Here is a 15,028-nt window from a genome sequence, read left to right as displayed (position 1 = left end):
AGGAGATTATGAGCGATAAAACAGTACAGGAATTAGCGGAAGTTGTAGGCATCCCTCTGGAACGTTTTTTGGAGCAGTTGAAGGAAGCCGGCTTGAGCGCCAGCGCGCCGGACGACGTCATTGACGACGACGAAAAAGTCAAACTGCTCGCCCATTTGCGAAAACGCCACGGTAAGACCGATGCCGATCAGGAAGCGGCAACGCCCAAGCGCATTACGCTGAAACGCAGCACCAAGACCGAATTGAAGCAATCGACTCCGCCCGGTGCCGCGGTGAAAACGGTTAGCGTCGAAGTGCGCAAGCAAAAAACATATATCAAGCGTAGCGATTTACCCGGTAGCGATGAGCAGCGGCAAGCGGAGCTGGCCAAACAAGCTCTGGAAGAACAGCGCAAACAGCAGTTGCTGGAAGAGGAAAGACGTAAGCAGCAAATCGAGCTGAAACCCATGGCCGTCGAGGAAGACGTGGTTGTGGCTGTCGAACCACCAGCGCCAGCCGCCGCCCAGGAGTTGGAGCAACCGGTCGCTGTTCAACAGGAACCCGTCGCGGAGGCTAAGTCGGAAGTTGCGGCTGTTGCAGTCCAGGTACCCGCCAAACCGGTGGAGTTGACCGAAGAGCAGCGTTTGGAGGAAGAAAAGAAGCAGCGCTTGGAAGCGGCGGTACAAAGAACGGCTGAGAAGGTCAAAAAGAAAGCCGAAGCTAAGCAACAGCAAACGCTGCATAAGAAAAAAGCCGAATTCAAGCCTTCACGCGGTCCTACTCCGGATGTCGAAGTCGATCGTGGCGGCGGCGGTGATGCGCGGCGCGGCAAGGCCAAGAAAGCGAAACCGGCCCCGCGTCGGGAAAAGCCTGAATTCGAGATCGATCTGCATCAGGCTCGCCACAAATTCGAAAAACCGCAAGCGCCTACCGTTTACGAAGTCACCATTCCGGAGACTATCGTGGTCTCCGATCTGGCTCAGAAAATGAACATCAAGGCCGCCGAAGTGATCAAGCACTTGATGAAGTTGGGCATCATGACCACCATCAATCAGACCATCGATCAGGAAACTGCGGTGATTTTGGTTGAAGAGATGGGGCACAAAGCCATCATGCAAAGCGAGGACGATTTCGAGCAGGAAATGCTGGCGGAAGTGATCGGCGAGGCCGGTGAGGTCAAGCTATCGGCTAGAGCTCCGATCGTGACCATTATGGGTCACGTCGACCACGGTAAGACCTCGTTGCTGGATTACATCCGTAAAACCCGCGTCGCTGCCGGGGAAGCTGGCGGTATTACCCAGCATATCGGTGCCTATCAGGTCAAAACCGACCACGGTTCGGTAACTTTCCTCGATACACCGGGTCACGCTGCATTTACCGCGATGCGGGCGCGTGGTGCGGAAGTCACCGACATCGTTATCGTCGTGGTTGCTGCCGACGACGGCGTGATGCCGCAAACCAAGGAGGCAATCGACCATGCTCGCGCCGCCAACGTGCCGATCATCGTCGCGCTGAATAAAATCGACAAACCGGAAGCCAATCCGGACCGAGTCATGCAGGAATTGGCTACGTTGAACGTGGTGCCGGAAGAATGGGGCGGCGACGTGCAGTTCCTGAAAGTTTCCGCCAAAACCGGTGCCGGTATCGATGACTTGATCGAGGCGTTGATTGTGCTGGCCGAGGTATTGGAGCTGAAAGCGCCGAAAGACGGTGTGGCTTCCGGTGTCTGTATCGAGTCGCGTCTGGATAAAGGCCGCGGCGTGGTGGCTACGGTGCTGATTCAAAAGGGTACGCTGAGCAAAGGCGAGTTCGTGTTATGCGGACACGAATACGGTCGGATTCGGGCGATGTTCGACGAGAATTCGCATGCGATCAAGTCAGCTGGCCCCAGCGCGCCGGTCGAAATTTTGGGCTTATCCGGTACGCCGGATGCCGGCGACGAGTTCCTGGTCGTGCAAAACGAGCGGGTGGCGCGGGAACTGGCCGCGCACCGTGAAGAGCGCAAACGCTCCAGCCGCCATGCCGCGCAGCATGCGTCGAAACTGGATGACGTCTTCTCCCGGATGTCTGCGGGCGAGACCTCGACTCTCAATGTCGTCATCAAAACCGACGTACAGGGCAGTTTGGAAGCCTTGCGCGAATCCTTAGTTGGCCTGTCGACCGAGGAAGTGCAAGTCAAGTGTATTTACGGCGGTGTCGGCGGTATCAATGAAGGTGATGCCAACTTGGCGTTGGCTTCCAATGCAATTTTGATCGGTTTCAACGTTCGTGCCGATGCGGTAGCGCGTAAGTTGATCGAAGAAAAAGATATCGATCTGCATTACTACAGCATCATTTACGAGGCGATCGATGAAGTTAAGCGTGCGATCAGCGGCATGCTGGCGCCGGACATTCAGGAAAAGATCGTCGGTTTGGCCGAGGTGCGCGACGTATTCCGTTCGCCGAAGTTCGGCGCAATCGCCGGCTGTATGGTCGTCGACGGCTTCGTCAAACGCAATTTGCCGATCCGGGTGCTGCGTAACAACGTGGTGATTTTCGAAGGCCAATTGGAGTCGTTGCGTCGCTTCAAAGACGACGTCAACGAAGTCAAAATGGGCATGGAGTGCGGTATCGGCGTCAAAAATTATAACGACGTCAAAGCCGGCGACCAGATCGAAGTTTACGAACGTATCGAAGTTAAGCGGGAAATCTAAGCATGGGCAGAGAATTCGGCCGCAGCCAGCGGGTCGCTTCGGAGATGCAGAAGGAATTGGCCATCATCATGCAGCGCGACGTCAAGGATAGTCGGCTTGGTTTCGTGACGATCAACGAGGTCGAGCTGTCCAGGGATCTGGCGGTGGCGAAAATTTTCGTCACGGTATTGAATGCCGACGATGCCGGTAAGGCAGCCAATGTCAAAGTGTTGAACGAGATATCGCCGTTCATTCGCCATGAGTTGGCGAAGCGGATGCGCTTGCGGCATATCTCCGAATTACATTTTTACTACGACAATTCGTTCGATACCGGTATGCGCGTCGCGGCGCTGTTGCACGATTTGGAAGGCGGTAAGCCCGTTGCGGCTAGCGACGATACTCCGGAACAGGACGTTTAATGGCGAAACGCAAGTCTGGGCGCGATGTGCACGGCATCGTGCTGCTCGATAAACGGCTGGGAGTGTCTTCGAATCAGGCGCTGCAGGAAGTAAAAAGGTTGTTCAATGCCAACAAAGCGGGCCATACCGGGGCGTTGGACCCGCTTGCCACCGGGCTTCTACCGCTTTGTTTCGGCGAAGCGACCAAAGTATCGGCGTTAATGCTGGACGACGACAAGCGTTACTTGGTGACGATTCAGTTGGGGGTAATGACCGATACCGGCGACAGCGAAGGTAAAGTCATTGCCGAAATGCCGGTGCCGCCGTTGGAAAAGCGTCGCCTGCTGGAGTGTCTGACTGAATTCGTCGGCGAGATCGAGCAAGTGCCGCCGATGTACTCCGCGCTCAAATATCAAGGCCAAAAACTGTATGAGTTGGCCAGGGCGGGCAAGACCGTCGAGCGGCAGGCTAGACGTATCAAAATATACCAGCTGCAGTTGGTGGCGGCCGATTTCGAGCGCGGCAGCTTGACGCTGGATGTCTACTGTTCCAAAGGCACTTACATTCGTTCGCTTGCCGAAGATATCGGTCATCGCTTGGGCAGTTGCGCCAGTGTCACGATGCTGCGCCGCACCGCTGCGGGCATGTTTGACATCGGCCAAGCTCATACCTTGGAGGGGTTGCAGGCAATGGATTCTGAACAATTGCAGCAGGTTTTGATCGCATTGGACCAACCGTTGCTGGGCATGCCGGAAATTGCTTTGACTGCCGAACAAGCGGAGCGGGTTCGCCAGGGGCAGCGTATCCGAGTGGCGGAAGCCGCTGCCGAGCGGGTCAGAATCTATTCGCCTGAGTGTTTTTTGGGGTTGGGGGAAATTTCAATGGATGGTAAACTAGCTCCGAAAAAACTGTTTCATCTGGATAGTCAAACTGTTTGATTATCCGGGTCTATGCATCGTCGCTGCACCCTATTGCGGAGACGGTGCCATCCTTGCCATCGTCAGATGGTTTTTTAAAATCAAAATTAATCGATAGGGATTAAGAATGTCATTAACTGCAGAACAAAAAAAAGCCGTCGTTGAAGAATACCGTTTGTCGGAATCCGATACCGGCTCGACTGAAGTCCAGGTTGCCTTGTTGACCGCCAATATCAACCAACTGACTCCGCACTTTGCTACCCACAAGAAAGACAATCATTCGCGCCGCGGTCTGTTGCGCATGGTTAACCAACGCCGCAAACTGTTGGATTATTTGAAAAACACCGATGTGGCGCGTTACCGTTCCTTGATTGAACGCCTGGGTATCCGCAAGTAACACAATCTGGAAACGGCGCATGGGGCGCCGTTTCTGCTTTAGGGCAAAATTTTCAGCATAACCTTTAATCGAAGGAACCTTATAGTGAATCCTATCAGGAAACAATTTCAGTACGGCGATCGTCTCGTCACGTTAGAAACCGGCGAAATTGCCCGTCAAGCCAACGGCGCGGTGATTATCGATGTCGAAGGCACCACGCTGTTGGTGACCGTGGTCGGCAAAAAGGAAAGCAGCGGCGGTGATTTTTTTCCGTTGACTGTCGACTATCAAGAGAAAGCCTTTGCCGCAGGTAAAATTCCCGGCGGATTTTTCAAACGCGAAGGCCGACCAAGCGAGAACGAGACGCTGATTTCTCGCCTGATCGATCGCCCGATTCGTCCACTGTTTCCCGAAGGTTTCACTAACGAAGTACAGATCATCGCTACCGTACTGTCGTTGAATCCTGAAATAGATACCGAAGCGCCGGCTATTCTGGGCGCTTCCGCCGCACTGGCCGTGTCCGGCCTGCCGTTCAACGGTCCGCTGGGCGCTGCGACCATCGGTTATATCGATGGCCAGTACGTGTTGAATCCGACCTTGCCGCAACTGAAAGAATCGCGTTTGCGCTTGATGGTTGCCGGCACTAACAAAGCGGTGTTGATGGTGGAATCGGAAGCCGATTTGTTGCCTGAAGACGTTATGCTGGGTGCAGTATTGTTCGGCCACGAGCAAATGCAGGTTGCAATCAACGCGATCAACGAATTTGCCGCCGAAGCCGCCACTCCGGCAATCGCTTGGACGGCTCCGGCCGATAACGAAGCCCTGAAAGCCGCCGTTGCCGCCGAAGCCGAAGCGCAAATCAAAGCCGCGTACCAAATTCCCGAGAAGTTGGCGAGACAAGATGCGCTGAGCGCAATCCGTAGCGACGTCGTGGAAAAATTGACTGCGGAAGGTCTTTACGACGAAAAAGCCATTCGCAATGTGATCGAAACTCTGGAATACTACATCGTCCGTGGTGCAATTCTGAACGATCGCAAACGTATCGACGGCCGTGATTTGACCACCGTGCGGCCGATTACGATTCGTACCGGCGTATTGCCCAGAACCCACGGTTCTGCCTTATTCACCCGCGGCGAAACTCAGGCCTTGGTCGTCGCGACTTTGGGTACCGAGCGCGATGCGCAGATCATTGACGCGTTGGCTGGTGAATACAAAGATACTTTCCTGTTCCACTACAACTTCCCGCCGTTCAGTGTGGGCGAAACCGGCCGTACCGGCTCGCCGAAACGCCGCGAGATCGGTCACGGTCGTCTGGCGAAGCGCGGCGTGCAATCGGTGTTGCCGAACATGGGCGAATTCCCTTACGTTTTGCGCGTGGTATCTGAAATCACCGAATCGAACGGTTCTAGCTCGATGGCCTCGGTTTGCGGTAGCAGTTTGGCGTTGATGGATGCCGGCGTGCCGATCAAGGCTCCGGTGGCCGGTATCGCGATGGGTTTGATCAAAGAAGGCGACCAGTTTGCCGTGTTATCCGATATTCTGGGTGACGAAGATCACTTGGGCGATATGGATTTCAAAGTGGCCGGTTCCGAGAACGGCGTCACCGCTCTGCAAATGGACATCAAGATCGACGGCATCACGCCGGAGATTATGAAAGTCGCTCTCGACCAAGCCAAGCAAGGTCGTTTGCATATTTTGGGCGAAATGAACAAAGCCCTGTCCTGCTCTCGCGAGACGATGTCGGATTTCGCGCCGCGCATCATCAGTTTTAAAATCGATCCGTCCAAAATCCGCGAAGTCATCGGTAAAGGCGGCGTGACAATCCGGGCCATAACCGAACAAACCGGTGCCAGCATCGATTTGACCGATGACGGCGTCGTAAATATCGCCTCGGTCGACAAAGCGGCTGGTGAAGAAGCTAAACGGATGATCGAGGAAATTACCGCAGAAGTCGAAGTCGGCAAAACCTATGAAGGCAAAGTCGTGCGCTTGATGGATTTCGGGGCCTTTGTCACGATCTTGCCGGGCAAGGACGGTTTGGTGCACATCTCGCAAATTTCCGATGAGCGGGTCGAGAAAGTCAGCGATAAGTTGTCGGAAGGCGACGTGGTCAAGGTCAAGGTGTTGGAAATCGATCGCCAAGGCCGGGTGCGCTTGAGTATGAAAGAAGTGGATAACAACTGATCGCTTAGCGCTTATCGCAGCGACAAGAAAGGGCCGTAAGGCCCTTTTTTATTGTGGGTTACCTGTGGTCCCCTGTGCCAAACGCTTAATTAAACGGCCGGATTTTGCCGTAGCCGCGGCAGGATTTTGTCGGGTCGGGTAAAATCAACGCAGTCTTACTTTGTCTGTGTCATGTTACCTTCTAATTTCTTTAATCAGGATTGCCGGGATTGTCCGCGTTTGGCGGGGTTTCTCGATGATGTCAAACGTAAATACCCCGATTACCATGCCTTGCCGGTTGCGCCTTTCGGAGATCCGGAAGCGACACTGCTGATTGTCGGTTTGGCGCCGGGAATGCACGGTGCCAATGCCAGCGGTCGGCCCTTCACCGGGGACTATGCCGGCTTGCTGCTTTATCAAGCGTTATACGATCACGGTTTTAGCAATCAGGCGGAGTCTGCCGCGTTGAACGACGGACTGGTCTTGGCCGACTGCCGGATCACCAATGCCGTCAAGTGTCTGCCGCCGCAAAATAAACCCACCGGCGATGAAATAAAACGGTGTAATCACTATCTGGCAGTGGAAATCCAGGCCTTGCCTGAGCGCTCGGTGATTTTGGCTTTGGGTAATATCGCCCACCAAGCCGTACTGCGTGCTTATGGCTTGAAAAGCAACGCTGCCAAATTCGGTCATCATTCGCTATTTCAATTGCCGGATGGCAACACCTTGGTCAGTTCCTATCATTGCAGCCGCTACAATGTGCAGACCAAGCGTTTAAGCCCGACAATGCTGGCCGAAGTGTTCTCCACCGTTCGTTCGTTGCTGATTGGCCGTGACTGATACCGACCCGGCCGGCTTTGATGCCAAGGCGTTCATCAAAACGCTGACCCAGCGTCCAGGCATATACAAAATGCTGGACGCGGCAGGCGAGATCATTTACATCGGCAAGGCCAAGAATCTGAAGAACCGGGTGTCGAGTTATTTCAGGACCAACGCCGCTTCACCCAAGCAGCAGGCCATGGTGGCTAAAGTGGCGGGGATCGAGGTCACCGTTACTCATACCGAGGGCGAAGCTTTGCTGCTGGAAAGCCAGCAGATCAAGCGGTACAAACCGCGTTACAACATAAGTTTGCGCGACGACAAATCGTATCCCTACGTTTTTATCTCCAGTTTTCACGATTTTCCGCAGCTGACGTTTCACCGAGGCGCCAAGAAACGGCGCGGCCGATATTTCGGGCCTTATCCGAGCGCCAGCGCGGTTAAGGAAACCTTGAAGTTACTGCAGAAAATATTCCCGGTCCGGCAATGCGAGGATTCTTATTACAGCGCCCGCTCCCGGCCATGTTTGCAATACCAGATCGAACGTTGCACAGCGCCTTGCGTCGGCTTGGTCAGCACAGTGCAATATACCGCCGATGTTGAAAACACGATATTGTTTTTGGAGGGGAAGGGCGGATTGTTGATCGATCGCTTGGTTGCCAAAATGGAGGTTGCCGCCGCAGAACTGGAGTTCGAGCAAGCAGCGATTTACCGGGATCAGATCGCCAGATTGCGAGCGGTGCTGGAGAAACAATGCGTGGAGGGCGAACGCGGCGACGTCGATATTGTCGCCTGCGCCGCAAAAACCGGCATGGCCTGCGTGCAGGTATTTTACATTCGCAACGGCCAGCACTTGGGTAATCGCCAGTTTTTTCCGAAGATGTTGGAAGAAAGCCAGCCGGAGGAAATATTGCAGGCCTTTATCGCCCAATATTATTTGGAAAAAACCGTGCCGCAGGAGTTGATCGTAAGCCACGCCTTGCCGGAATCAGCCTTGGTCGCCGAGGTCTTGGCCGAGCAGGCCAAGCACGCGGTGGCGATCTCGAGCAATGTGCGCGGGGAACGTCTGAAATGGCTGCAGATGGCCGTTACCAATGCCGAAAATGCGTTGAGCGCCCGCTTGGCGGATAAACAAGGATTGTTTGGCCGATTCGCCAGTTTGCAACAGGAATTGGGTTGCGATCTGATCCCGAGCCGGTTGGAGTGTTTCGATATTAGTCATACTCAAGGCGAGCAGACCGTTGCGTCGTGCGTGGTGTTCGATCGGGATGGGCCGGTGAAGAGCGATTACCGCCGCTTCAATATCGAAGGCATTGCGCCGGGCGACGATTATGCTGCGATCTATCAAGCCGTTTCCCGACGCTTCAAGCGCTTGAAGCAAGGCGAACATCGGGCACCGGATATTTTGTTTATCGACGGCGGTAAAGGCCAGGTCGCTGAAGCGGAAAAGGCTTTGGCCGAATTGGAGATAAACGATGTTATGATAGTTGGGGTTGCCAAAGGGCCCGATCGCAAAGCCGGCATGGAAAAAATTATTCTGGTCGGTAATCAACAGCCATTGGACGTAACGCCGGGAGCGTCGGCTTTGCTGTTGATTCAGCAGATTCGCGATGAGGCGCATCGTTTTGCTATAACCGGCCATAGACAGCGGCGCGGTAAAGTCAATAAGCAATCGGTATTGGAGGATATCGCCGGACTGGGGCCGAAAAGAAGACAGGTTCTGCTGAAACAGTTCGGCGGTTTGCAGGGAGTGTCCAGTGCAGGCGTGGACGCTTTGGCCAGTATAGATGGCATTAGCCGACAATTAGCACAGCGGATTTACGATACGTTTCACCACCAAGATGGCCATTAGATTCACAATTCCGACTTACTTGACTTTGCTGAGGATTGCATTGATCCCGTTGCTGGCCATTGTGTTTTATTTACCTTGGCAGTATTCGAATATCGCCTGCACGCTGATTTTTTTGATAGCCGGCGTTACCGATTGGTTGGACGGTTACTTGGCCAGAAAAATGAATATGCAAACGGCTTTCGGCGCCTTTTTGGATCCGGTGGCCGATAAATTGATGGTGGCGATCGTTCTGGTGTTGATTGTGCAGGAGCAAGGTAATCCTTTCCTGGCGGTACCGGCAGCCGTTATCATCGGCCGGGAGATTGCCATAGCCTCGTTAAGAGAATGGATGGCGGAAATCGGTCAACGCGCCAAGGTTAAGGTGTCGTTATTGGGAAAATGGAAAACCACGGCACAAATGACCGCGGTCAGTTTGTTGTTGTACCGGGAAGACTTGTTCGGTCTGCCGATCAACTCGATAGGTTATTGGCTATTATACTTGTCGGCAATATTGACGTTGTGGTCGATGGTCAATTACCTGGTGGCGGCGTTTTCCACCATTAGCGAATAAAATAATAAAGCGGTATTAATACTGCAATAACAGAGAGTAAACAGCAGGTAAAGCTGTATAAAAGAGCATGGAACAAGAATTAGAATCGACATCAGAGATTGAGCAGAAAAAAACGGTCAGTCAGGACGAAGTATTGCAAGCGGCATTGAAACTATTTGCTGAAAAAGGCTATTTCAATACTTCGTTGACCGATATTAAGAATGCCCTGGGCATTAAAACCAATAGCGGTATCAACCAGTTTTTCAAAACCAAACAAGCGATCGCTCAGACTTTACACGAGAATATTCTCGATAGTCTGAGCATATCGGTCGACGATATTCGCCGTCGTAACCGTAAAGCGGCGGAACAACTGCGGGAAATAGTAGACTTATTATTCCGTTTAACCGACGACGCGCCGGAAGTGGTGCAGTTCCTGTTGTTTGTAAACAGCGATGAGTTTCTGTCCGAACCGAAACCTTTATTGGATACGGCGGCGTTTGTCAAAATCAAGCGCATTTTTCAGAACGGTGTCAAAGACGGCGAAATTAAGGCCATTGATCCGTTACTCGCCTACACTTACTTTTTTGGCATCATCAATCATACTTTGGAAATGGTCTTGAAAGGGGGGCTTCCTAAAGCGGCCGATAGTTACCTTTCTCAAGCCTGGTTGATGGCGTGGGGTTGTATCGCCAAGAAATAGCGAACTCAAAAAGTACCAGTGCGGTAGTGGAGGATTTAGTTGATGTTGGACAACGTTAAGATTGGCATGATTGGTCTGGGCTATGTCGGATTGCCGTTGGCAGTGGAGTTTGGTCGGAAGTATCCGACGGTCGGTTTCGATATCAATCGGCACCGTATCGAGGAATTGCGCGCCGGGCGAGATCATACTCTTGAAGTTAGCGGAGAGGAACTGGCGGCAGCCACTAGACTGACTTACAGCGCGGATTTGCAGGATATCGCCGATTGTTCGGTTTACATTGTCACGGTTCCCACCCCGATCAACGAACATAAGCAACCCGATTTAACGCCTCTGCAGAAAGCGAGCGATTTGCTCGGCAAGGTCGTCAAACCAGGCGATATCGTCGTTTACGAGTCGACGGTCTACCCGGGGGCGACTGAAGAAGTCTGCGTGCCGATACTGGAACGGGTTTCCGGATTGAAATTCAACCAGGATTTCTTCGTCGGCTATAGCCCCGAGCGGATTAATCCTGGAGACAAACTGCATCGGGTGACAAATATTTTGAAGGTGACTTCCGGCTCGACCCCGGAAATTGCCGAAAAAGTCGACGCCCTCTATAAGAGTATTATCACTGCGGGAACCCATAAAGCCAGCAGCATTAAAGTGGCCGAAGCCGCCAAGGTCATCGAAAACACTCAGCGCGACGTCAATATTGCTTTAATTAACGAACTGGCCTTAATCTTCAATAAATTGGGTATCGATACCGAGGAAGTCTTGCTGGCAGCCGGTACCAAATGGAATTTTTTGCCGTTCAGACCCGGCTTGGTTGGCGGTCATTGCATTGGCGTGGATCCTTATTATCTGACCCACAAGGCCCAAGCGATCGGTTACAACCCGGAAGTCATCCTGTCCGGCCGGCGTATTAACGACGGTATGGGCGTATACGTGGTGTCGCAACTGGTCAAGTTGATGCTAAAAAAACGGATTCACGTTCAGGAAGCCAACGTACTGATCATGGGTTTGACGTTTAAGGAAAACTGCCCGGATATTCGCAATACCCGAGTAGTGGATATTGTGGCCGAATTGCAGACTTACGGCGTCAATGTCGACATTTACGACCCTTGGGTCGACGCTGATGAAGCTCGGCACGAATACGGTATTTCTCCAGTCCAGCAGCCCGATAAGGGCAAATACGATGCAATCATCCTGGCGGTAGCCCACGATCAGTTCCGGCAAATGCCGATCTCCGCGATCAGAGCTCTTGGTACGCCGCAGGCGATAGTCTACGATCTGAAATATTTATTTCCGGCCGATCAAACCGACGCAAGGTTGTAAACATGAGAATTATGGTGACCGGCACAGCCGGTTTTATCGGTAACCATTTGGCTGTTAAGTTGTTGGAACGCGGTGACGAAGTTATCGGCATCGATAACCTCAACGACTATTATGACGTGAATCTCAAACTCAGCCGTTTGGATAGAATCAAAAATCATTCCGGGTTTACCGATATAAGGTTGGATATTGCCGACCGGGCCGGAATGGACGCGGTTTTCAAGAAGTACCAACCGCAAAAAGTCGTCAATTTAGCGGCTCAGGCGGGGGTACGCTATTCGTTGGAAAATCCCCATGCCTATATTGATAGCAATATTGTCGGCTTTATCAATATCTTGGAAGGTTGTCGACACCATAAGGTCGAACATCTGGTTTATGCCTCGAGTAGTTCGGTTTACGGTGCTAACGAGTGGATGCCGTTTTCAGTGCATGACAATGTCGACCATCCATTAAGCCTGTATGCCGCCTCAAAAAAGGCAAATGAATTAATGGCGCATACCTACAGTAATCTGTATCAGCTTCCAACTACCGGATTGCGCTTCTTCACCGTTTACGGGCCTTGGGGGCGGCCAGACATGGCGTTGTTCCTATTCACCAAAGCCATTTTGGCGGGTGAAAAAATCAAGGTATTTAACTACGGTAAACATCGGCGAGACTTCACCTACATAGACGATATCGTCGAAGGCGTCATGCGCACCTTGGATCATAACGCGCAGGCCAATCTCAACTGGGACGGATCGAATCCGGATCCTGGTACAAGTAAAGCGCCGTGGCGCGTTTACAATATCGGCAACCAAAATCCGGTGGAGCTGATGGCCTACATCGAGACGCTGGAGCGGTTTTTGGGCAAAACGGCGGAGAAAGAGTTGTTGCCGTTGCAACCCGGCGATGTCCCCGACACTTACGCTGATGTCGAAGCCTTGGTGAGCGATGTCGGCTACAAACCCAATACCAGCATAGAGCAGGGCATACAGCGCTTTGTTGAATGGTATTTGGACTACTATCGTTCCCGCTGAGGCTTTTCAAACGTATAGCGGTAACTTGAGTTCCGGCATGCTTTATGGTCGGAACTACAAATCTGGCGGCTCGGATGAATCCTTTGTCGGCAAACACTTCCAGTTCGGCAAAATTTGTGGATGCCGGTCGGTACTTAATATTTTCGATTATTGGCACTCGGCAAGTGAGTGTCGAGCCTCTATAAAGTCGCCCATTTTCGCAGAGTACTACGCTTGAGCGAGATCAATGAGCAGCGATTAACGAATCGTTTGCAATGTGTGCATCCAGCAGTAATTTCAACTCTGCAAATATCAGCGGGAATTGATCCGTAACATCGCGATAAGGATCGTTTTCTAAGTCATAAAGTTGGTAAACGGGGCCGTCGTAGGTTGGAATGTAAATCAGTTTCCACTTGTGATTTTGGATAGACCTGTTTTTGGCCTGGATGACGGTAGGATAAAGTTGCTCATTGATTACCAGCGTCCCGGTTTTTTTATTAGGGATATCCAATAACTCGACGATATTCGGATAAAAAATCTGCCGTGGATGTAATCCGGGAATTCGTCCCAGCCAGACTCCGGTTTCTTGGTATGCGAAAAGTTCCGGAGACGTCCGGGTTTCGAGATAGGGCACCAAACTGATACCGTCGATGTTGGCCGGCACCGGCAGGTCCAACAGTTCCAGTAAGGTCGGCATCACGTCAATAGAGCGCGTGACCGATGTAAAATCAATGCCGCTCGGAACGCCAGGGCCTTTGATTATCAAAGGAATCCGGCCGCTCGGGTCGTTGCCGACTAACGTATTTCCCTGTCCCCAGCACCCGGTTTCGAAGAAGTCGGCGCCATGGTCGCTGTAAATAATTATTATCGTATTGTCGGCCAAACCCGAATGCTCGATATAATCCACTATCCTGCCAACTTCGTCGTCGAATTGTTTTACACAACTGTCGTATAAATTATTGATTTGTTGGATATCGAAAAAATCGGCGTTTTTTTCTTGTTTTTCAATAATTTCTTCGGCGGATGCCAGTCTGGTCATAATAAACCGCGATTCGCCTTTGTAATCCGCCGGTGTAAATAAATTGTAATAAGGATATTCCGAATTGAAGGGAACGTGGGTGGCCGACGTAAATAAGTTAATGAAAAAAGGTTGCGATTTTTGGCCGCAACGCTTTAGATAGTTTCTACACTCGCGTCCCATTTGGCGGGTTAAAGGCGAGCCGGCCAAGTAATAGAACTCCGGTAGAAAACGTTTTCCGAGCGGATTTTTGGTAAATAAAGACAAAACGTTTCTAATCAAAGAAGAGCCTTGCCTTAGTAATAGTTTAATATTCCATTGGTCTTCGGCTACAGAGAGTTCCGAAAAATTAAAACTCAGTTTTGCAAAATCGGCACCACACCAATCGGATATGGCGGCTGTCAGGTAGCCGTGTTGATTGAGCAAATCAATTAATGAGGGTTGGGGCAATTTGCAATCCGATTCGGACGGATAGTTATCGCGTATGCGGTGATTTTGCGGCCAGAGGCCGGTGAGCAGCGAAGTCAGGCTGGGGGCGGTTCTGGCGAGAGGTGTAATACAAGTTTTTAGGCTGACGCCTTGAGAGCGTAATTTGTCTATGTTGGGTGTCAGATTCCGTGGATAACCGTTGCCGCCGATACGATCGCAACGTAACGTGTCGGCCCCTATCATGACAACGTTCATTTTATTTTGTTTGGTCGACTGAATTACGGCCGGTTCTTTTTCGCTAGCTGCACAGTGAATGTATGTATATAAAGCGGCTAACCCCGCTATATAAATTAAAAATGACAGTTCGCCTTCAGCGGTTGAAAAATAAAACGCAGATATCCAACCTGAAACAAAAAACGCCAACAGAAAATTTTTGCAAAATTTAATTAAATTGGGAGATAAAAGCTTCCACAGAAAGAATAGTCGCGAAAATCGATATTGGAAAGACAGTTGAATGCTTCCCGGGTTATACAGTAGTTGGTGTAAAAAAAAATAAAGCGTGATGATTGTGCTGGAAAAGATGCAGCCCATCAGATTGCTAACAAAATTAAAGTCTATCAGAGTGGAGGTTCTCGAAAGAGTATAAACGGCTACGGTACCTGGTAGTGATGTTAGAAAGAATATGATAAATAGCCAAAAAATCAGTCTGGCAATGGCGTATAAAAGATAGTAGCCAAATCTTTTTTCTATTTCTCGCTGTATGCCCGGTCCGGTTCTTGAGTAATTACAGAGCGCGAGAATTATAACGGTAAGGGCAAAGCAGAAAGCAATAATGGAACTACTATAGAGCGATATTAGTGTTTTTTCCAT

General features: G+C 51.4%; 12 protein-coding genes. 11 read left to right on the top strand and 1 reads right to left on the bottom strand.

The features are described 5' to 3' along the window. The first annotated feature begins 8 nt into the window (after nt 1-8). The 11 genes from infB (at nt 9) to ACH518_RS16580 (ending at nt 12,732) form a co-directional block, all read left to right on the top strand. Complete coding sequence (gene infB, locus ACH518_RS16630; protein ID WP_445370894.1) at nt 9-2,672, top strand: translation initiation factor IF-2; 2,664 nt, start codon at nt 9-11, stop codon at nt 2,670-2,672. Between the two features lie 2 nt (nt 2,673-2,674). Further along, a complete protein-coding gene (gene rbfA, locus ACH518_RS16625; RefSeq protein ID WP_140912602.1) occupies nt 2,675-3,070 on the top strand; it encodes a 30S ribosome-binding factor RbfA in 396 nt (131 codons plus the stop codon). After that, entirely contained in the window at nt 3,070-3,987 is a 918-nt protein-coding gene (gene truB / locus ACH518_RS16620) for a tRNA pseudouridine(55) synthase TruB (protein ID WP_445370893.1), read from the top strand. Before rbfA ends, truB begins: the two co-directional genes overlap by 1 nt. A gap of 106 nt (nt 3,988-4,093) precedes the next feature. Next, nucleotides 4,094-4,363, top strand: a complete 270-nt coding sequence (rpsO, locus tag ACH518_RS16615) for a 30S ribosomal protein S15 (protein ID WP_064021993.1) — start codon at nt 4,094-4,096, stop codon at nt 4,361-4,363. A gap of 84 nt (nt 4,364-4,447) precedes the next feature. Next, nucleotides 4,448-6,526 (top strand): polyribonucleotide nucleotidyltransferase, encoded by a 2,079-nt coding sequence (gene pnp / locus ACH518_RS16610; RefSeq protein WP_445370892.1) that lies wholly within the window; start codon nt 4,448-4,450, stop codon nt 6,524-6,526. A gap of 171 nt (nt 6,527-6,697) precedes the next feature. Further along, nucleotides 6,698-7,345: a uracil-DNA glycosylase gene (locus tag ACH518_RS16605; protein WP_445370891.1), complete on the top strand. Its 648-nt coding sequence runs from the start codon at nt 6,698-6,700 to the stop codon at nt 7,343-7,345. After that, nucleotides 7,338-9,176 carry an excinuclease ABC subunit UvrC gene (gene uvrC, locus ACH518_RS16600; RefSeq protein ID WP_445370890.1) on the top strand — a complete coding sequence of 613 codons (1,839 nt, stop codon included), beginning with the start codon at nt 7,338-7,340 and terminating at the stop codon, nt 9,174-9,176. The genes ACH518_RS16605 and uvrC overlap by 8 nt, the downstream gene beginning before the upstream one ends. Continuing rightward, nucleotides 9,166-9,726 (top strand): CDP-diacylglycerol--glycerol-3-phosphate 3-phosphatidyltransferase, encoded by a 561-nt coding sequence (gene pgsA, locus ACH518_RS16595; protein WP_186289585.1) that lies wholly within the window; start codon nt 9,166-9,168, stop codon nt 9,724-9,726. Before uvrC ends, pgsA begins: the two co-directional genes overlap by 11 nt. 67 nt (nt 9,727-9,793) lie before the next feature. Further along, nucleotides 9,794-10,405 carry a TetR/AcrR family transcriptional regulator gene (locus tag ACH518_RS16590; RefSeq protein ID WP_278211599.1) on the top strand — a complete coding sequence of 204 codons (612 nt, stop codon included), beginning with the start codon at nt 9,794-9,796 and terminating at the stop codon, nt 10,403-10,405. A gap of 42 nt (nt 10,406-10,447) precedes the next feature. Continuing rightward, nucleotides 10,448-11,719 carry a Vi polysaccharide biosynthesis UDP-N-acetylglucosamine C-6 dehydrogenase TviB gene (gene tviB / locus ACH518_RS16585; RefSeq protein ID WP_445370889.1) on the top strand — a complete coding sequence of 424 codons (1,272 nt, stop codon included), beginning with the start codon at nt 10,448-10,450 and terminating at the stop codon, nt 11,717-11,719. A 2-nt stretch (nt 11,720-11,721) separates the two neighbouring features. Next, complete coding sequence (locus ACH518_RS16580) at nt 11,722-12,732, top strand: NAD-dependent epimerase (RefSeq protein ID WP_445370888.1); 1,011 nt, start codon at nt 11,722-11,724, stop codon at nt 12,730-12,732. A gap of 223 nt (nt 12,733-12,955) precedes the next feature. On the opposite strand, the gene ACH518_RS16575 is transcribed toward ACH518_RS16580, so the two are convergent. Then, the gene (locus ACH518_RS16575) at nt 12,956-15,028 is read right to left on the bottom strand and encodes a sulfatase-like hydrolase/transferase (RefSeq protein WP_140912610.1); all 2,073 of its coding nucleotides are present in this window, start codon (nt 15,026-15,028) and stop codon (nt 12,956-12,958) included.

This window comes from Methylomonas sp. HW2-6 (genome assembly GCF_052474525.1).
This window is presented reverse-complemented; position numbering and strand designations above follow the sequence as displayed.

What these genes read in the sequence shown, in the direction of transcription:
- infB (WP_445370894.1), top strand. Translation starts at nt 9, where the DNA reads ATGAGCGATAAAACAGTACAGGAATTAGCGGAAGTTGTAGGCATCCCT.
- rbfA (WP_140912602.1), top strand. Translation starts at nt 2,675, where the DNA reads ATGGGCAGAGAATTCGGCCGCAGCCAGCGGGTCGCTTCGGAGATGCAG.
- truB (WP_445370893.1), top strand. Translation starts at nt 3,070, where the DNA reads ATGGCGAAACGCAAGTCTGGGCGCGATGTGCACGGCATCGTGCTGCTC.
- rpsO (WP_064021993.1), top strand. Translation starts at nt 4,094, where the DNA reads ATGTCATTAACTGCAGAACAAAAAAAAGCCGTCGTTGAAGAATACCGT.
- ACH518_RS16605 (WP_445370891.1), top strand. Translation starts at nt 6,698, where the DNA reads ATGTTACCTTCTAATTTCTTTAATCAGGATTGCCGGGATTGTCCGCGT.
- pgsA (WP_186289585.1), top strand. Translation starts at nt 9,166, where the DNA reads ATGGCCATTAGATTCACAATTCCGACTTACTTGACTTTGCTGAGGATT.
- ACH518_RS16590 (WP_278211599.1), top strand. Translation starts at nt 9,794, where the DNA reads ATGGAACAAGAATTAGAATCGACATCAGAGATTGAGCAGAAAAAAACG.
- tviB (WP_445370889.1), top strand. Translation starts at nt 10,448, where the DNA reads ATGTTGGACAACGTTAAGATTGGCATGATTGGTCTGGGCTATGTCGGA.
- ACH518_RS16580 (WP_445370888.1), top strand. Translation starts at nt 11,722, where the DNA reads ATGAGAATTATGGTGACCGGCACAGCCGGTTTTATCGGTAACCATTTG.
- ACH518_RS16575 (WP_140912610.1), bottom strand. Translation starts at nt 15,028, where the DNA reads ATGGAAAAAACACTAATATCGCTCTATAGTAGTTCCATTATTGCTTTC.